Genomic DNA, 18,399 nt, shown 5'->3' on the forward strand with positions numbered 1-18,399 from the left:
TCGACGGGTGCGCACTGCAGCTGAGCTGCGGATGCGGAGAACGTCGGACCCGACGGCTAACGTGGATGTCGTGTCCGACCCCGCTACCTACCGCCCGGCCACCGGAACCATCCCGGTGGAGCCGGGTGTGTACAAATTCCGAGATCCACACGGTCGCGTCGTCTATGTAGGAAAGGCGAAGAGCCTTCGCAGTCGGCTCAATTCCTACTTCGCCGACGTCGCCTCGCTGCATCCCCGCACCCGGCAGATGGTCACCACCGCGGCGTCCGTGGAATGGACCGTGGTCACCACCGAGGTCGAAGCGCTGCAGCTCGAGTACAACTGGATCAAGGAATTCGATCCTCGGTTCAACGTTCGGTACCGCGACGACAAGAGCTATCCGATGCTCGCGGTGACGATGAACGAGGAGTTTCCGCGGTTGTTCGTCTACCGCGGACCCAGGCGCAAGGGTGTTCGCTATTTCGGTCCGTACGCGCATGCATGGGCCATTCGCGAGACGCTGGACCTCTTGCTCCGGGTGTTCCCCGCACGCACCTGCTCGACCGGAGTGTTCAAGCGGCACAATCAGATCGGCCGGCCCTGCCTGCTCGGGTACATAGACAAGTGCTCGGCACCGTGCGTCGGTCGGGTCAGCGCCGAGGAACACCGCCGCACCGTCGAGGACTTCTGCGACTTTCTCGCCGGTAAGACCGACAAGCTCGTACGGCAGCTCGAGAAGAAGATGCAGGCGGCATCCGAGGACCTGGACTTCGAGACCGCCGCGCGGCTGCGTGACGATGTCGGCGCGTTGCGTCGAGCACTGGAGAAGCAGGCCGTGGTACTCGGGGACGGCACCGACGCCGATCTCGTGGCCTTCGCCACCGATGCCCTCGAAGCTGCCGTTCAGGTCTTCCACGTCCGCGGCGGCCGAGTGCGAGGACAACGCGGCTGGGTGGTGGAGAAGGCGGGCGAGGTGATCGAACGGCAGGACGAGGCCGATCTGCCCGCACTGGTCGAGCAGTTCCTCACTCAGTTCTACGGCGAGCAGGCTGCGCTGACCGCACAGGCACCGGGTGGTGACGACGGTGGATCCAACGCGGTACCTCGGGAAGTACTGGTGCCGGTCCTACCGGACAACGCCGACGAGGTGCAGGTGTGGCTCAGTGAACTCCGTGGTTCGAACGTGACCCTGCGCGTTCCCCAGCGCGGCGACAAGAAAGCGTTGGCCGAGACCGTCGAGCGCAACGCCAAGGAAGCCCTGCAACAGCACAAACTCAAGCGGGCGGGCGATTTCACGTCGAGATCGGCTGCGCTGCAGGGCATCCAGGAGGCGCTCGATCTCGATTCTGCACCGCTGCGCATCGAGTGCATCGACATCTCCCACGTTCAGGGCACCGATGTGGTGGCATCGCTCGTCGTGTTCGAGGACGGGTTACCTCGGAAGAGCGACTACCGCCACTACGCGATCAAGGAAGCGGCAGGCGACGGTCATTCCGACGACGTCGCCAGCATCGCCGAGGTGACACGGCGCAGATTCCTCCGACACTCCGCCGATGGTTCGTCCGAGTCCGGTGGCGATCTGGCCCCCGAGGCTGCGCTCGATCCGCAGACCGGACGGCCGCGAAAATTCGCCTACCCACCCAACCTGTTCGTCGTGGACGGCGGCGCTCCTCAGGTGGCCGCAGCGGCGGCGGTACTGGACGAGCTCGGCGTGACCGATGTCGCGGTGGTGGGTCTGGCGAAACGGCTGGAGGAAGTCTGGGTGCCGGGCGAGGACGACCCGGTCATTCTGCCGCGAACGAGTGAATCGCTCTATCTGCTGCAACGGGTTCGCGACGAGGCGCACCGGTTCGCGATCACGTTCCATCGCAGCAAGCGATCGCGGCGCATGACGGCCTCCGCTCTGGATTCGGTTCGCGGACTCGGCGAGTCGCGTCGAACGGCACTGGTGGCGCACTTCGGATCGGTCGCCAATCTCAAACGTGCGACGGTTGCGGAGATCATGGAGGTTCCGGGAATCGGTGAGACAACCGCGACGTCGGTGCTGGCCGCGCTGGGTTCCGACACGGACGTCGCCGATGTAGGCGATGATGGCAGCGCAACTGCAACGACATCGGGCGAGAACACGACGGAACATGCGACCGCACCGCGTGTGGAATCGGCGGGACAGGCTTCGTAGTGAGCGAACATCAGACGCAGGGACATCAGACACAGGGACATCCACCGTCCGACCACCTCGAACAGTCCTTCGAGGCCGAGTCGGGCCACGACGAGATCGAGGTCGCGCTGGTCACAGGGGTCTCCGGTGCAGGATTGCGCACCGCGGCCAAGATCCTCGAAGACCTCGGCTGGTACGTCGCCGACAACCTGCCTCCCGAACTCATCTCCAAGATGGTCGATCTCGGACGCGAATCCAAGCCCCGAATCGAGCGACTCGCACTGGTGATGGACGTCCGAAGCCGGCTGTTCACCGGCGATCTGGGTTGGGTGGTCAAGGAGCTCGACTCCAAAGGGGTGCGCAACCGAGTCCTGTTCCTCGACGCGTCCGACGCTGTGCTGATTCGTCGATTCGAATCGAACCGACGTAGTCATCCACTGCAGAACGACGGCCAGGACGGAACGCTGACCGAGGGCATCACGGCCGAACGGCTGCGGCTCGCTCAGGTCAAGGCTGCGGCGGATCTCACCGTGGACACCACCTCCCTGTCCGTCCATCAGCTGCGGCGCAAGATCGAGACGGTGTTCGGCGACGCCGAGACCACCGGCGTCGGCATCACCGTGCAGTCGTTCGGCTTCAAGTACGGGCTACCGATGGACGCCGATCTCGTCTGCGACGTACGTTTTCTCCCCAACCCGCACTGGGTGCCGGAGCTGCGTGAACACACCGGACAGGACGCGGACGTACGCGACTACGTGCTGGAACAGAACGGCGCGCGAGACTATCTGCAGACGTACACACACCTGTTGAATCTGACGATCGAGGGGTACGTGCGGGAAGGCAAGCGATACATGACGGTGGCCGTGGGCTGCACCGGAGGAAAGCACAGAAGCGTCGCCATGACCGAGGCGTTGGCCGCGATCCTCGCCGACCAGGGTGATGTGTCGGTGCGCGTTCTGCATCGGGATCTGGGTCGCGAATGAGCCAGGCCAACAGCGAAGTATCGGGCCCCAGGATCGTCGCCCTCGGAGGCGGTCACGGTCTGTACGCCACCCTGTCGGCGTCCCGGTTGCTCGGTCACGACGTCACCGCCATCGTCACGGTCGCCGACGACGGCGGTTCCTCAGGGCGCCTGCGCGCCGAGCTCGGCGTCATTCCGCCCGGAGACCTGCGTATGGCTCTGGCCGCGCTGGCGCGCTCGGACGAGAGAACGCAGCTCTGGACCGACGTCCTGCAGCACCGCTTCGGTGGCACCGGCGCGCTGGCCGGACATTCGGTGGGCAACCTCATCCTCGCCGGCCTCACCGAGGTCCTGGGCGACCCGATCGCCGCACTGGACGAGATGGTGCGGATGCTCGGAATCGACGGACGAGTACTGCCGATGTCGCCGATCGCACTCGACATCGAGGCCGACGTCTCCGGTCTCGAGGACGACCCCCGGGTGAGCCGTGTCATACGCGGACAGGTCGCGGTGGCTACGACGCCGGGCAAGGTTCGCCGCGTTCGTCTGCTCCCACCCGAACCGCCTGCGTCGGCGGATGCACTCGCCGCGATCGAGAAGGCCGATCTCGTGGTGCTCGGACCGGGATCGTGGTTCTCCAGCGTCATCCCGCACGTGCTGGTGCCGGATCAGCTCACCGCACTGGCTCGCACGAGCGCCCCGAAGGTACTGGTGTTGAACCTGGCACCCGAACTGGGGGAGACCACCGGATTCTCCGCCGAGCGCCATGTCCACGTACTCTCCCAACACGCACCTGATTTGGGAATCGACTACGTACTGGTCGATTCCGCCTCGGTCCCGGAAGGCAGCAACCGCGAGCACGTGGCGCGGGCCGCAGCCCGGCTCGGTGCCGAGGTCGTCTACGTCGACGTTGCCGAAAACGGCACCCACGCACATCATTACGGCAAGCTTGCTGCGGCTCTCGGTTCCATCGTGTCGTCCACCGACGGCACCGCACCGAGTGCCGCACGCAGAGAGGGGATCACTTCGTGGCCATGACAGCGGAGGTCAAGGACGAGCTGAGCAGGCTCACCGTCAGTCAGGTCAGTTGCCGCAAGGCCGAGGTGTCCGCACTGCTGCGATTCGCCGGCGGACTGCACATCGTGGCGGGCCGGGTGGTGGTCGAAGCAGAGGTGGACCTCGGGTCCATTGCGAGACGGCTGCGTCGGGAGATCTTCGAGCTGTACGGCTACTCCTCCGACGTGCACATGCTCGGAGCAGGCGGCCTCCGGAAGACCTCTCGCTACGTGGTGCGGGTCGCGAAGGACGGCGAGGCGCTGGCGCGGCAGACGGGTCTGTTGGACCTGCGCGGACGACCGGTTCGGGGCCTGCCCGCGCAGGTCGTCGGCGGCACGGTGGGGGATTCCGAGGCAGCGTGGCGCGGGGCATTCCTGGCGCACGGTTCGCTCACCGAACCGGGTCGATCCTCGGCCCTCGAGATCAGCTGCCCCGGACCGGAAGCGGCGCTCGCGCTCGTCGGAGCCGCTCGACGCCTCGGGGTGGCCGCGAAGGCTCGTGAGGTACGCGGCACCGACAGAGTGGTCGTCCGCGACGGCGAGGCGATCGGAGCGTTGCTCACGCGCATGGGGGCACAGGACACCCGGCTCGTCTGGGAAGAGCGACGCATGCGACGCGAGGTCAGGGCCACGGCCAACCGACTCGCCAATTTCGACGACGCGAACCTGCGGCGCTCGGCCAGAGCCGCCGTCGCGGCCGCAGCGCGCGTCGAGCGGGCCTTGCACATTCTGGGCGACGACGTTCCCGACCATCTTGCCGCCGCGGGTTCGCTCCGAGTCCAGCATCGACAGGCGTCACTCGAGGAACTCGGCCAGTTGGCCGACCCTCCGATGACCAAGGACGCCGTGGCGGGCCGGATCCGACGCCTCCTGTCCATGGCAGACCGCAAGGCGAAGGAAACCGGCATACCCGACACCGAGTCCGCGGTCACCGCCGAGCTGCTCGACGAGGCGTGATCGGCCCGATCACGTGATGCGCGCGCTCTGCCTGCGCGCACACTAGGGTGGGAACCGCGTGTGGCACCCCGCACGCAGGCACAATCAGACATCTGTTTTCACAACTTTTAGGAGCGAACAGTGACGATCCGGGTAGGCGTCAACGGCTTCGGCCGCATCGGGCGTAACTTCTTCAGGGCTGTCGACGCGCAGAAGGCGCTCGGTACCACCGACATCGAAATCGTTGCTGTCAACGACCTGACCGACAACGCATCGCTCGCACACCTGCTCAAGTACGACTCGATCCTGGGCCGCTTGCCGCACGATGTCTCGCTCGAGGGCGAGGACACCATCGTCGTCGGTGGCCAGAAGATCAAGGCGCTGTCGCTGCGCGAGGGCCCGTCCGCACTTCCGTGGGGTGACCTGGGCGTCGACGTCGTCGTCGAGTCCACCGGCATCTTCACCGACGCTGCGAAGGCCCAGGGCCACATCGACGCCGGTGCCAAGAAGGTCATCATCTCCGCGCCCGCCAAGGGCGAGGACATCACCATCGTGATGGGCGTCAACGACGACAAGTACGACGGCAGCCAGAACATCATCTCGAACGCGTCGTGCACCACCAACTGCCTCGGCCCCATCGCCAAGGTTCTCGACGACGAGTTCGGCATCGTCTCCGGCCTCATGACCACGATCCATGCGTACACGCAGGATCAGAACCTGCAGGACGGCCCGCACAGCGATCTGCGTCGCGCCCGCGCCGCAGCCCTGAACGTGGTGCCGACCGGCACCGGCGCAGCGAAGGCCATCGGCCTGGTTCTCCCGCAGCTGCTCGGCAAGCTCGACGGCTACGCGCTCCGGGTTCCGATCCCCACCGGCTCGGTCACCGACCTGACCGCACTGTTGAAGAAGAAGGCCAGCGCCGACGACATCAACGCCGCGATGAAGGCAGCTGCCGAAGGTCCCCTCAAGGGCATCCTGAAGTACAACACCGACCCGATCGTGTCCTCGGACATCGTCACCGACCCGCACTCGTCGATCTTCGACGCGCCGCTGACGAAGGTCATCGACGACCAGGTCAAGATCGTCTCCTGGTACGACAACGAGTGGGGCTACTCCAACCGCCTCGCCGACCTCATCGGTCTCGTCGGCAAGTCCCTCTGACACCGATGGCTGTCAAGACACTGCAGGATCTGCTCGATGCCGGTGTCGAAGGCCGTGGCGTCCTCGTGCGATCGGACTTCAACGTCCCGCTCGAGGACGGCACGATCACCGATCCCGGCCGCATCCAGGCGTCGATCCCGACTCTCCGGGCTCTGGTCGAGGCCGGTGCCAAGGTCATCGTCACCGCGCATCTCGGGCGTCCCGACGGCAAGCCCGACGCGAAGTACAGCCTGGCTCCGGTCGCAGCGAAGCTCGGGGAGTTGCTCGGACGCCACGTTCAGCTCGCGGGCGACGTGGTGGGTCAGGATGCCGAGGCTCGCGCCGAAGGTCTGACCGACGGCGACGTGCTGCTGCTCGAGAACATTCGCTTCGATCCGCGCGAGACCAGCAAGGACGAGTCCGAGCGAGCTGCTCTGGCTCGTGAGCTCGTGGCCCTGGCCGGCGACGACGCGGCGTTCGTCTCCGACGGATTCGGCGTCGTGCATCGCAAGCAGGCGTCGGTCTACGACGTGGCACAGTTGCTGCCCCATTACGCGGGCACTCTGGTTGCTGCCGAGGTCGAGGTGCTGGCCAAGCTCACCGAGGACGCTGCGCGTCCGTACGCGGTGGTGCTCGGCGGCTCCAAGGTCTCGGACAAGCTCGGCGTCATCGAGGCGTTGGCCCCCAAGGTCGACACCCTCGTCATCGGCGGCGGCATGGCCTTCACCTTCCTTGCGGCGCAGGGATATTCGGTCGGCAACTCGCTGTTGCAGGAGGATCAGATCGGGGTCTGCAAAGACCTGCTCGAGCGTTTCGGCGACGTGATCCACCTGCCCGTCGACATCGTCGTCGGAGACAAGTTCGCGGCGGACGCCGAGGCCAAGACCGTCAAGGCGTCCGAGATTCCGGATGGCTGGATGGGCCTGGACATCGGACCGGATTCGGTCAGTCGTTTCGCTGTCGTTCTCTCGAACGCCAAGACCGTCTTCTGGAACGGACCGGCCGGAGTGTTCGAGTTCGACAAGTTCTCGGCAGGCACCAAGGGCATCGCGGAAGCGATCATCGGAGCTACCGAGAAGGGCGCGTTCAGCGTCGTCGGTGGCGGCGACTCCGCGGCTGCGGTGCGCACGCTCGGACTTCCCGACGACGGCTTCTCGCACATCTCCACCGGCGGCGGTGCATCCCTCGAATACCTCGAAGGCAAGCAGCTCCCCGGCCTATCCGTCCTGGAGGCGTAACGCATGGCACGTAAGCCGCTCATCGCGGGCAACTGGAAGATGAACCTCAACCACCTCGAGGCCATCTCGCTGGTGCAGAAGATCGCTTTCTCGTTGCCCGAGAAGTACTTCGACAAGGTGGACGTGACGGTGATCCCGCCGTTCACCGACATCCGCAGCGTGCAGACTCTGATCGAGGGCGACAAGCTTCTGCTCACCTACGGTGCGCAGGACGTCTCTTCCGAGGACAAGGGTGCCTTCACCGGCGAGATCAGCGGATCGATGCTGGCCAAGCTGGGGTGCACCTTCGTCGTCGTCGGACACTCCGAACGACGCACCCTGCACAGCGAGGACGACGCGGTCGTGCTGGCCAAGACGAAGGCGGCGCTGAAGAACGGCCTCACCCCCATCGTGTGCATCGGCGAGGGGCTGAACATCCGCGAAGCGGGCGAGCACGTGGCCTACAACGTCGCGCAGCTCCGCGGGTCACTCGACGGACTGTCGGCCGAGGACATCTCCAAGGTCGTCATCGCCTACGAGCCGGTCTGGGCAATCGGAACCGGTCGGGTCGCGTCGGCGTCGGACGCACAGGAAGTGTGCGGTGCCATCCGTGAGGAGCTGAAGTCGCTGTCCTCGGACGAGGTCGCGGCCGGTGTGCGGGTGCTCTACGGCGGCTCGGTGAACGCGAAGAACGTCGGCGAAATCGTCGGCCAGCCCGATGTCGACGGCGCACTGGTCGGTGGAGCGTCGCTCAAGGCGGACGAGTTCGCGACGCTGTCGGCAATCGCCGCAGGCGGACCGCTGCCCTGATCGCCGCGTTCGTCGATCGCGGCGTTGCCGGGTCGGGGATGCTGCGCGGAACGGATTTCGGACACCCTGCATTTCGGCGGGGTGTCCGAAGCCGTTCGTGGGGCCAGGTAGGCTGCTGAAGGCATCGAATCGAGTTTGAGGTGGACATGGATCTGTTTCTGGATATTCTGCTGGTCGTCACCAGCCTGGCGCTGATCTTGCTGATCCTGCTGCATCGCGGCAAGGGCGGCGGATTGTCCAGTCTGTTCGGTGGCGGAGTGCAGTCCAGCCTGTCCGGTTCCACGGTCGTCGAGAAGAACCTCGACCGCCTCACCGTCTTCACCGGCATCATCTGGCTCATCGCCATCCTCGGTATCGGCCTGGAGATCAAGTACACCTGATCGAGTTCGGCTCCGAGTGCGAGTTGGTGACGGAGCGACGATACTGGGTGGATGAGCGAATCCTCCTACGAGTCAGTCGGTTCCCCAGCCTTCGTCCCACCGACAGCTCAGGGTCGGGAGTTGACCGAGCCTCTCCGTGAGGACATCCGCTATCTCGGCGGGATCCTGGGTGAGATCATTCGTGAACACGAGGGCAACGACGTCTTCGATCTCATCGAGTCGGCGCGCGTCGAGTCGTTCGCGGTACGCAGATCCGAGATCGAGCGAGATGATTCGGTCGGGCGCTACACCGATGTCGAAGTAGCACAAGCAGTTCCACTGATTCGCGCGTTCAGTCACTTCTCTCTGTTGGCCAACCTCGCCGAGGATCTGCATCGCGAACGTCGTCGTGCAATTCACCTCGACCGCGAGGATCCGCCACAGGACAGCAGCCTCGACGCCACGTGGCTGAAGATAGATGCCGCAGCACCGTCGCGTGAGCAAGTGGCAGCCGCCCTGACCGATGCTCTGGTGGCTCCGGTGATCACCGCGCACCCCACCGAGACACGTCGTCGGACCATCTTCGACGTGCAGTCCAAAATCACCGAGCTGATGCGTCGCCGCGATATCGCCACTGCGGCTCGTGAAGGCAAGGCCGCCAGTGCGGCGAAAGAACTGGCCGCCATCGACGTGCAGATCCGCAGGCAGGTGCTGACCCTGTGGGAAACGGCTCTGATTCGGTTGTCTCGCTTGCGAATTCAGGACGAGATCGAGGTCGGTCTCCGGTATTTCGAGTCGTCTCTCTTCGATGTCATGCCTGCCCTCAATGCTGATGTCCGTGCCGCGCTGCGCGCACGGTGGCCCGAGGACGATCTACTGCCGCGCCCCATCCTTCGCCCCGGTTCCTGGATCGGCGGCGACCGCGACGGCAATCCGAACGTCACCGCGGAGGTGGTGCACACCGCGACACATCAGGCGGGGTACGTAGCGTTCGAGCACTACCTGGACGAACTGGTCGCGTTGGAAAAGGAACTGTCGATGTCCGCGCGCTTGGTGGACGTCACGGAGGATCTCGCAGCTCTTGCCGGTGCATCTGCCGAACCGGACGATCGCCGATCGGATGAGCCGTATCGGGTCGCGGTGGTCGGCATCCGGGCCCGGCTCACGGCCACCGCCGAGGCCGTCCTCGACGCGGTACCGGTCTCCGGGGTCGACCTCGGGGCGAGCAAGTACGACGGCCCGCAGGACATCCTCGACGACCTCGACATCATCGACCGCGCACTGCGCGCCGACGGTGACGCCTTGATCGCCGACGATCGCCTGCTCCGGCTCCGGCGGTCGGTCGAGACGTTCGGATTCCATCTGCAGGCTCTGGACATGCGGCAGAATTCCGAAACCCACGAAGAGGTGGTCGCCGAGCTTCTCGCCTGGGCCGGTGTACACCCGGACTACCTGTCACTCGGCGAGGACGAGCGTGTCTCGGTTCTCTCGCAGGAGCTGGCCACTCGGCGCCCTCTGGTCGGTCCCAACGCGCACCTCAGTGAGCTCGCCACGAAGGAACTGGGCATCGTCAAGGCCGCCAAGGAGGCCATCGACCACCTGGGCCCCGACACCATCCAGAACTACATCATCAGCATGTGTCAGTCCGTCAGCGACATGCTCGAAGCGGCGCTGCTGCTCAAGGAAGCAGGCATCTTCGACCCCGGCACGGACGGCTCGTCGCCCACGTCGACCGTCGGCGTCGTGCCGCTGTTCGAGACCATCGAGGATCTTCAACAGGGTGCGGCGACTCTGCTGGCCACGCTCGATGTTCCGATCTACCGCGCTCTCGTGGCCGGGCGCGGCATGAATCAGGAAGTCATGCTCGGCTATTCGGACTCGAACAAGGACGGTGGATATCTCGCGGCGAACTGGGCGCTGTACCGCGCCGAGTTGGATCTGCTCGAGGCATCGCGCAAGACGGGCATTCGTCTGCGGCTCTTCCATGGTCGCGGTGGCACGGTCGGTCGCGGTGGCGGTCCCAGCTACGACGCGATCCTGGCGCAGCCTCCGGGGGTGGTGCAGGGATCCCTGCGTCTGACCGAGCAGGGCGAGATCATCGCGGCGAAGTATGCCGAGCCGTCCTTGGCGCGTCGCAACCTCGAGTCCCTGGTTGCCGGAACCCTCGAGTCGACTCTGCTCGACGTCGAAGGCCTCGGTGACGGTGCCGAAGCTGCGTACGACATCCTGGACGATCTCGCCGCCAAGGCGCGCGCAGCGTACGGCCGTCTGGTGCACGAGGAGCCCGGATTCGTCGAGTACTTCCGTACGTCCACACCGGTGGCAGAGGTAGGGGAGCTGAACATCGGCTCCCGCCCGGCATCGCGGAAGCCGACCAACTCGGTGTACGACCTGCGGGCGATCCCGTGGGTGATGTCGTGGAGTCAGTGCCGCGTCATGCTGCCCGGCTGGTACGGCACGGGGTCTGCGTTCGAGGAGTGGGTGGGCGACGACGACTCCAAGCTCGACGTTCTGACCGACCTGTATCGAAAGTGGCCGTTCTTCCAGACCGTTCTGTCCAATCTTGCGCAGGTCATGGCCAAGTCGGATCTGGGCATCGCGGCGCGCTACGCCGAGCTGGTTCCGGACGCCGATCTACGGGCCCGGATCTTCGGCATGATCGAAGCCGAGCACGCCACGACGGTGCGGATGTACCTGAAGATCACCGGTCACAGTCGACTGCTCGAAGACAACCCGTCGCTCGAACGCTCCGTGCACAATCGGTTCCCGTACCTGGAGCCGTTGAACCAGATGCAGGTCGAGATGCTCCGCCGTTACCGCAACGGTGACGACGACGAACGCGTCAAGCGAGGAATCCTGCTGACGATGAACGGTCTTGCAACGGCACTGCGTAACAGCGGCTAGCCTCGGGCTCCGCCCTCGTGCGCGTTTTGCGTGTTCAGGACTACGCAAAACACGCACGAGGGGGAGGAACCGGCGGGTATCCCACCGCGTCCAACGGGTATGAGGCGGTGCAGAAACACAACCGAGGCCTGGCGTGACGGATCCGCCTACCGCGCGAACGGTAGGCGGATCGGATGCTCGAACATCCCACGCGACCATCTCACCGTCGAGGGTGATGCCGAGTCTCGCGAACGCGACTTCGGTGCCGAATCCGCTTAGGTCGGCAGCTGTCGAGGGTGGGGTCAGACAGAATCCAGTTTCGATGCAGCGCCGGCGTCGACGAACCACACCGTCGATTCCGTGCCCACGGCACCTGCCGACGGGACGTCATCGGAATCGGCTCCGCCGACTGCGGCCGCCACGGCGTCGGCCTTGTTCGCCCCCGATACCAGCAACCACACGTGCTGTGCGCGGCGAACTGCGGGCAGTGTCAACGTGATCCGAACCGGTGGAGGTTTGGGTGAGTCCTCGACCGCGACGACGAACCGGTGCTGTTCTCGGACTGCATCGGTATGGGGGAACAGCGAATTGATGTGCCCCTCGCCACCCATTCCCAGCAAATGGATGTCGAATGCGGGGGTCGGCTCGCTCTCGGATCCGGAATGCAGAGTCCGGGCATAGGTCGCCGCTGCCACCTCGGGGTCGCTGCCGTGCGGTCCATCGGACGCCGCCATTCGAAAGATGCGATCGGGATGCACGTCGACGTGATCGAGCAGTGCTTCGGCGGCCTGAACCTCGTTGCGTTCGGGATCACCCGACGGCAAGAAGCGCTCGTCTCCGAAGTAGATGTCGACACGGGCCCAGTCGATCGATCCGGAATCCTCGCGCAGCGCCTCCAACAATGCGATACCCGTGCCGCCGCCGGTGAGCACCACCGACGCCGAGCCCCGCTCTGCTTGTGCGGCAGTAACGACCTCGACGAATCGAGATCGCGCAGCGTCGACCAGAGCCTGCGCGTCCAGGTACCTAAGGACCGATGTCTTACTCATAGCTCACTTTCGACAGTCCGTGCAGGGCGAGTTCGTAGATCTCGTCGGTGTCGAGTCGGCGCAGTTCCTCCGCCAGACACTCGCGGGTGTTGCGCCGTGCCAGTGCGACTTCGGCGTCGGGCTGTCCGGTGCGCCGCAGCGTGGCGGTTTTCCCGGTCTGCGGACGCGTCAGCGAGATGCTGCTGTTCTCTCGGATCAGCTCCACCTTCAACTCACCCGCTCGGCGATACACCGGCACGTCCAGTTTTGCGGCCAGCCAGCCGGCCAGAATATCGAGTGCGGGCTCCTCGGCCAGTCCCGAGACCGTTGCGGAGACGACCGCCTCGAACGGAGCCTGGTCGAGCGCGGTGGCCAACAGACCACGCCAGTAGGTGATGCGACTCCAGGAAAGATCGGTGTCGCCCTCGGTGTAGCTGCTGAGCCGACCCTTGATCGTCGCGGTGGTGTCGGGGGAGTTGGTGGCATCGGTGATTCGCCGAATTGCCAAGCGCCCCAGCGGATCCTTCGCCGGAACAGCAGGTGCCTCGTCCGGCCACCACGCCACGATCGGAGTGTCGGGAAGCAAGAACGGGATGACCACACTGTGCTCGTGGTCGGCGAGCTCGCCGTTGAGCCGCAACACGACGACCTCCGATGCACCGGCGTCACCCCCGACGCGGATCTGGGCGTCGAGACTCGACTCGGCCGATCGGTCGCCGTGAATCAACACGATCACGCGGCACGGATGTTCGCGGCTCGCCTCGTTCGCTGCGTCGATTGCTCGCTCGGCCTTGGACGGATCGCGACTGGCAACGATCAGGGTCAGCACGCGTCCGATGGTCACCGCGCCACCTGCCTCGCGCACCTCCACCAACTTCTTGCCGACCTCGGCCGTCGTCGTGGCGGGGATATCGACAATCACGGCCTTCTCCATTCGCGTCCGGTGCGCTGCATCATCTCGTCACCCGAGGAGGGACCCCAGGTGCCGGCTTCGTACGGTTCCGCAGTGCCACCCGACGCCCAGAAGTCGAGGATCGGATCGAGGATCTTCCACGACAGCTCGACCTCCGCATTGACCGGAAACAGCGAGGGCTCACCGAGCAACACGTCGAGGATGAGTCGCTCGTACGCCTCCGGCGACGATTCGGTGAACGCCTGGCCGTAGCTGAAGTCCATGCTGACGTCGCGCACCTGCATGCTCGATCCCGGCACCTTGGAGCCGAACCGCATCGTCACGCCCTCGTCGGGCTGGACTCGGATCACCAACGCATTCTGACCGAGTTCTTCGGTCATCGTGGCGTCGAACGGCAGGTGTGGAGCGCGCTTGAACACCATGGCGATCTCGGTGACTCGGCGCCCGAGTGCCTTGCCGGTACGGAGATAGAACGGCACCCCACCCCAGCGCCGCGTGTCCACTTCGAGGGTGATGGCGGCGTAGGTCTCCGTGTTGGACTCGGAGTCGAAACCCTCTTCCTCCTTGAGCCCCTTCACTTTCTGGCTGCCCTGCCACCCTGCTGAGTACTGGCCGCGAGCGGTGGTGCGATCGAGTGGCTCGGCGAGCTTGGTTGCCGAGAGCACCTTGATCTTCTCCGACTGCAGCTCCTTCGGGTTGAAGCTGACCGGCTCCTCCATCGCAGTGATGGCGAGCAGCTGCAGAAGGTGGTTCTGAATGACGTCACGGGCCGCACCGATTCCGTCGTAATACCCTGCACGACCGCCCAATCCGATGTCCTCGGCCATCGTGATCTGAACGTGGTCGACATAGTGCGCGTTCCAGATCGGATCGAACAACTGGTTCGCGAAGCGCAGCGCGAGGATGTTCTGCACCGTCTCCTTGCCCAGGTAGTGATCGATGCGAAACACGGTGTCCTCGGGGAACACTCGATTCACCACGGCATTGAGCTCTTTCGCGCTCTGTAGGTCGTGGCCGAACGGCTTCTCGATCACCACTCGTCGCCAGTTGCCGTCCTCGCCCTGCGCCAGACCGGACCGAGACAGCTGCTCGAGAACGACGGGAAATGCGCTAGGCGGAATGGACAGGTAGAAGGCGTGATTGCCGCCCGTGCCTCGGGTCTCGTCGAGCTCGGTCAGCGTCCGCGACAACTCGTCGAACGCTGCGTCGTCGTCGAACGTGCCCTGGACGAACCGGAATCCTTCGGCGAGGGTGTTCCAGACCTCCTCGCTGAACGGGGTGCGCGCATGATCGCGCACGGAATCGTGCACGATCTTCGCGAAGTCCTGGTTCTGCCATTCCCGACGGGCGAAGCCGACCAAGGCGAAACCGGGGGGTAGAAGCCCCCGGTTCGCCAGGTCGTACACCGCAGGCATGAGCTTCTTACGCGCGAGATCGCCGGTCACTCCGAAAATGACCATGCTGCACGGGCCCGCAATGCGGGGGAGCCGCTTGTCTCGCGCGTCGCGGAGTGGGTTGACCCAGTCCGCGGAATGGAGAGGTTCGGTTTCTGCGGTGGGCACAGTCGGTCAGCTCTTCTGACCTGCTTGGCGAAGCTGCTCGCCGGTGGCCTCGAGCAACTCGTTCCAGGCCGCCTCGAACTTCTGGACGCCTTCGTTCTCCAGCGTCAGGAAGACATCGGTGATGTCGATCCCGAGCGCCGAGATGCGGTCGAAGATCTCCTGCGATTCCGGTCCCTTGCCCGATACGGTGTCGCCGACGACCTCGCCGTGATCGGCAACCGCATCCATGGTCTTCTCCGGCATCGTGTTCACCGTGTTCGGTGAGACGAGTTCGGTGACGTACATGGTGTCGGGGTAGGCGTCGGACTTGACGCCGGTCGAGGCCCACAGCGGACGCTGCGGACGCGCGCCGCTACCGACGAGCTCACGGAACCTGGGTGCAACCTCGAAGATCTGCTGGTACGCAACGTATGCGAGCCGCGCGTTGGCCAGAGCGGCCTTGCCCTTGAGCGCCTCGGCGTCAGGCGTGGCGATCGCATCGAGACGGGAATCGATCTCGCTGTCGACGCGGGAGACGAAGAACGACGCCACCGAGTGGATCTTGTCGAGGTCGTGGCCGGCTGCGCGCGCCTTCTCGAGACCGTCGAGGTAGGCGTTCATCACCAGCTCGTAGCGCTCGACGGAGAAGATCAGCGTGACGTTGACGCTGATGCCCTCGCCGATCACCTTCGCAATGGCGGGAATTCCGGCCTCGGTGGCCGGAATCTTGATGAGCAGATTCGGACGGTCGACGATCTTCCACAGCTCGACGGCCTGTTCGTACGTCTTGTCGGCATCGTGTGCCACGCGGGGATCGACCTCGATGGACACGCGTCCGTCGACGCCTGCGCTTGCCTCGTACTGGGGCATCAGGATGTCGCATGCCTCACGAACGTCGTCGGTGGTGACGGTGCGGATCGTGGTCTCGACGTCGGCGCCTTCGCCGGCGAGCTTGTTCACCTGCTCGTCGTATGCCTCGCCCTTGCTCAGCGCAGCCTGGAAGATCGACGGGTTGGTGGTCACTCCCACGACGCTCTTGGTGTCGATGAGGTCCTGCAGGTTGCCCGAGCGGATGCGGTCACGGGACAGGTCGTCCAGCCATACCGAGATTCCTGCGGCGGAGAGCTCTGCGAGATTCTTGTTCTGGGTCATGAGTTATCCCTTCACGTTGGTGATGGAGCGCTGAGCGGCTGCGGTCACGGCCTCGGCCGTGAAGCCGAACTCGCGGAAAAGTGTTGCAGCGTCGGCAGATTCGCCGTAGTGCTCGAGCGAGATGATTTCGCCGAAGCCGCCGACGATCTTCCACCACGGCATCGCGATGCCGGCTTCGATCGACACCCGGGCCTTGACGGTGGGCGGGATCACCTGGTCGCGGTAGTTCTGATCCTGGCTCTCGAACCACTCGACGCACGGCATGGAGACGACGCGAGCGGCGATGCCCTGCGCCTCGAGCTGCTTCTGCGCCTCCACGGCGTACTGCAGCTCGGAACCGGTTCCGATCAGCACGACGTCCGGGGTCGCCTTGGAGGACTCGACGAGGATGTATCCACCCTTCGAGACGCCCTCGTAGCTGGTGCCCTCGAGGATCGGGATGCCCTGACGCGTCAGTGCGAGGCCGACGGGTCCGCTGCTGCTGGACTTCGCGAGCACTGCCTGCCACGCGAATGCGGTTTCGTTGGCATCACCGGGGCGCACGACCGACAGGTTGGGGATGGCCCGCAGCGCGGCGAGATGCTCGACCGGCTGGTGCGTGGGGCCGTCCTCGCCGAGGCCGATGGAATCGTGGGTCCATACGTAGATGGGGTCGATGTCCATGAGCGACGCGAGCCGAACGGCCGGACGCATGTAGTCGCTGAACTGCATGAACGTGCCGCCGTACGCACGCGTCGGGCCGTGCATGACGATGCCCGACAGGATGGCGCCCATCGCGTGCTCACGGATGCCGAAGTGCAGCGTCCGGCCGTACGGCTCGGCGTCCCAGTCGTCGGTGGAGATCGACGTGGGGCCGAAGGACTTCGCGCCCTTGATCGTGGTGTTGTTGCTGCCTGCGAGGTCGGCGGAGCCGCCCCACAGTTCCGGCAGAACCGGTCCGACGGCGTTGAGGACCTCGCCCGAGGCGGCACGTGTGGCGACGGCCTTGCTGCCGGGCTCCCAGGTGGGGAGAACGTCGGTCCAGTTCTCGGGCAGCGTGCCCTGGGTGAGGCGATCGAGCAGCTTCTTGCGCTCGGGCTCGCGCGCGGCCCAGGCATCGAATTCGACGGTCCACTCGGCGTGCGCCTTGCGGCCGCGCTCCTGGAGCTTGCGGGTGTGGCCGATGACCTCGTCGGTGACCTCGAACGTCTTGGCGGGGTCGAAATCGAGGGCCTGCTTGACCTTCGCGATCTCCTCGTCGCCCAGTGCCGCACCGTGGACGGCACCGGTGTTCATCATGGTGGGCGCCGGGAAACCGATGATGGTGCGCAGAACGATGATCGACGGCTTGTCGGTGACGGCCTTGGCTGCCTCGACGGCCTCCTCGATGGCGGTGACGTTCTCGCCGCCCTCCACCACCTGCACGTGCCAGCCGTAGGCCTCGTAGCGCGCAGCCGTGTTCTCCGAGAGCGCGATGTCGGTGGAGTGCTCGATGGAGATCTTGTTGTCGTCGTAGAACAGGATCAGGTTGCCGAGCTGCTGAGTGCCGGCCAGAGACGACGCCTCGGAGGTGACACCCTCTTCGATGTCGCCGTCGGAGGCGATCACGTAGATGAAGTGATCGAAAGGACTGTCGCCGAGAGCGGGCTCGGGATCGAACAGGCCGCGTTCGCGGCGCGCTGCCATTGCCATGCCCACGGCGGAGGCGAGCCCCTGGCCGAGCGGACCGGTGGTGATCTCGACACCGTCGGTGTGGCGGAACTCGGGGTGTCCGGGTGTCTTGGACTTGTAGGTGCGCAGCGCCTCGATGTCGGCGAGTTCGAGCCCGAAGCCGCCCAAGTACAACTGCAGGTAGAGGGTCAGGCTCGAGTGGCCACACGAGAGCACGAACCGGTCGCGGCCGATCCAGTGCGTGTCGGTGGGGTCGTGGCGCATGGTGCGCTGGAAGAGGGTGTAGGCGAGGGGAGCCAGGCTCATCGCGGTTCCGGGGTGGCCGTTGCCGACCTTCTGCACTGCGTCCGCTGCCAGAACACGAACGGTGTCGACCGCTCGGGTGTCCAGGTCCGTCCAGTCGCTCGGGTGGTGCGCCGTGGTGAGGACGTCAATATCGTCTGTGATCGACACGAGCAGAAATCTCCTGACATTCGTTCGAGTTGTGGCTCCGAGGAATCGTCGGTCGGCGGCGACTGCGATGCGCCTGGGTGGAGCACGCATGTGGTCGGTGCCGAGGGACGTCCTCCACCAGCCTAGTTCTGTCCGACCCTACTGTCGTGCCTTCCCCCGGACGA

14 protein-coding genes are annotated in these 18,399 nt (G+C 65.2%); 9 read left to right on the forward strand and 5 right to left on the reverse strand.

Annotation, left to right across the window (positions count from 1 at the left end; all coding sequences use genetic code 11):
* Positions 1-70 precede the first annotated feature (70 nt).
* From uvrC to ppc, 9 genes are all read left to right on the forward strand, one after another.
* Complete coding sequence (gene uvrC / locus CH275_RS00315) at positions 71-2,158, forward strand: excinuclease ABC subunit UvrC (RefSeq protein WP_094674579.1); 2,088 nt, start codon at positions 71-73, stop codon at positions 2,156-2,158.
* Positions 2,159-2,253: 95 nt separating this feature from the next.
* Positions 2,254-3,120: an RNase adapter RapZ gene (rapZ, locus tag CH275_RS00320; protein ID WP_094674581.1), complete on the forward strand. Its 867-nt coding sequence runs from the start codon at positions 2,254-2,256 to the stop codon at positions 3,118-3,120.
* Entirely contained in the window at positions 3,117-4,136 is a 1,020-nt protein-coding gene (locus CH275_RS00325) for a gluconeogenesis factor YvcK family protein (RefSeq protein ID WP_094674168.1), read from the forward strand. The genes rapZ and CH275_RS00325 overlap by 4 nt, the downstream gene beginning before the upstream one ends.
* A complete protein-coding gene (gene whiA / locus CH275_RS00330) occupies positions 4,127-5,110 on the forward strand; it encodes a DNA-binding protein WhiA (RefSeq protein WP_008716540.1) in 984 nt (327 codons plus the stop codon). Before CH275_RS00325 ends, whiA begins: the two co-directional genes overlap by 10 nt.
* Before the next feature lie 120 nt (positions 5,111-5,230).
* Positions 5,231-6,250 carry a type I glyceraldehyde-3-phosphate dehydrogenase gene (gene gap, locus CH275_RS00335; RefSeq protein ID WP_032365753.1) on the forward strand — a complete coding sequence of 340 codons (1,020 nt, stop codon included), beginning with the start codon at positions 5,231-5,233 and terminating at the stop codon, positions 6,248-6,250.
* A 5-nt stretch (positions 6,251-6,255) separates the two neighbouring features.
* Positions 6,256-7,467, forward strand: coding sequence for a phosphoglycerate kinase (locus CH275_RS00340; RefSeq protein WP_032377823.1), 1,212 nt, complete (start codon positions 6,256-6,258; stop codon positions 7,465-7,467).
* 3 nt (positions 7,468-7,470) lie between these two features.
* A complete protein-coding gene (gene tpiA / locus CH275_RS00345; protein ID WP_094674170.1) occupies positions 7,471-8,256 on the forward strand; it encodes a triose-phosphate isomerase in 786 nt (261 codons plus the stop codon).
* 146 nt (positions 8,257-8,402) lie between these two features.
* Positions 8,403-8,636, forward strand: a complete 234-nt coding sequence (gene secG, locus CH275_RS00350; RefSeq protein ID WP_068050526.1) for a preprotein translocase subunit SecG — start codon at positions 8,403-8,405, stop codon at positions 8,634-8,636.
* 51 nt (positions 8,637-8,687) lie between these two features.
* Entirely contained in the window at positions 8,688-11,519 is a 2,832-nt protein-coding gene (ppc, locus tag CH275_RS00355; RefSeq protein ID WP_094674172.1) for a phosphoenolpyruvate carboxylase, read from the forward strand.
* Positions 11,520-11,800: 281 nt separating this feature from the next.
* Here ppc and pgl read toward each other — a convergent pair whose 3' ends face one another.
* Genes pgl through tkt form a run of 5 tightly spaced genes read right to left on the reverse strand, consistent with a single transcriptional unit; the run spans position 11,801 to position 18,235 of the window.
* A complete protein-coding gene (gene pgl / locus CH275_RS00360; RefSeq protein WP_094674174.1) occupies positions 11,801-12,547 on the reverse strand; it encodes a 6-phosphogluconolactonase in 747 nt (248 codons plus the stop codon).
* Positions 12,540-13,448 (reverse strand): glucose-6-phosphate dehydrogenase assembly protein OpcA, encoded by a 909-nt coding sequence (opcA, locus tag CH275_RS00365; RefSeq protein ID WP_373453651.1) that lies wholly within the window; start codon positions 13,446-13,448, stop codon positions 12,540-12,542. Before opcA ends, pgl begins: the two co-directional genes overlap by 8 nt.
* Positions 13,445-15,001, reverse strand: a complete 1,557-nt coding sequence (zwf, locus tag CH275_RS00370; RefSeq protein WP_094674178.1) for a glucose-6-phosphate dehydrogenase — start codon at positions 14,999-15,001, stop codon at positions 13,445-13,447. The genes opcA and zwf overlap by 4 nt, the downstream gene beginning before the upstream one ends.
* Before the next feature lie 6 nt (positions 15,002-15,007).
* Positions 15,008-16,132 (reverse strand): transaldolase, encoded by a 1,125-nt coding sequence (gene tal / locus CH275_RS00375; protein WP_094674180.1) that lies wholly within the window; start codon positions 16,130-16,132, stop codon positions 15,008-15,010.
* A 3-nt stretch (positions 16,133-16,135) separates the two neighbouring features.
* Complete coding sequence (gene tkt, locus CH275_RS00380) at positions 16,136-18,235, reverse strand: transketolase (RefSeq protein WP_094674583.1); 2,100 nt, start codon at positions 18,233-18,235, stop codon at positions 16,136-16,138.
* Positions 18,236-18,399 lie beyond the last annotated feature (164 nt).

This window comes from Rhodococcus sp. 06-235-1A (genome assembly GCF_002258785.1).
GTDB lineage: Bacteria > Actinomycetota > Actinomycetes > Mycobacteriales > Mycobacteriaceae > Rhodococcoides.

What these genes read in the sequence shown, in the direction of transcription:
- CH275_RS00325 (WP_094674168.1), top strand. Translation starts at nt 3,117, where the DNA reads ATGAGCCAGGCCAACAGCGAAGTATCGGGCCCCAGGATCGTCGCCCTC.
- CH275_RS00340 (WP_032377823.1), top strand. Translation starts at nt 6,256, where the DNA reads ATGGCTGTCAAGACACTGCAGGATCTGCTCGATGCCGGTGTCGAAGGC.
- tpiA (WP_094674170.1), top strand. Translation starts at nt 7,471, where the DNA reads ATGGCACGTAAGCCGCTCATCGCGGGCAACTGGAAGATGAACCTCAAC.
- secG (WP_068050526.1), top strand. Translation starts at nt 8,403, where the DNA reads ATGGATCTGTTTCTGGATATTCTGCTGGTCGTCACCAGCCTGGCGCTG.
- ppc (WP_094674172.1), top strand. Translation starts at nt 8,688, where the DNA reads ATGAGCGAATCCTCCTACGAGTCAGTCGGTTCCCCAGCCTTCGTCCCA.
- pgl (WP_094674174.1), bottom strand. Translation starts at nt 12,547, where the DNA reads ATGAGTAAGACATCGGTCCTTAGGTACCTGGACGCGCAGGCTCTGGTC.
- tal (WP_094674180.1), bottom strand. Translation starts at nt 16,132, where the DNA reads ATGACCCAGAACAAGAATCTCGCAGAGCTCTCCGCCGCAGGAATCTCG.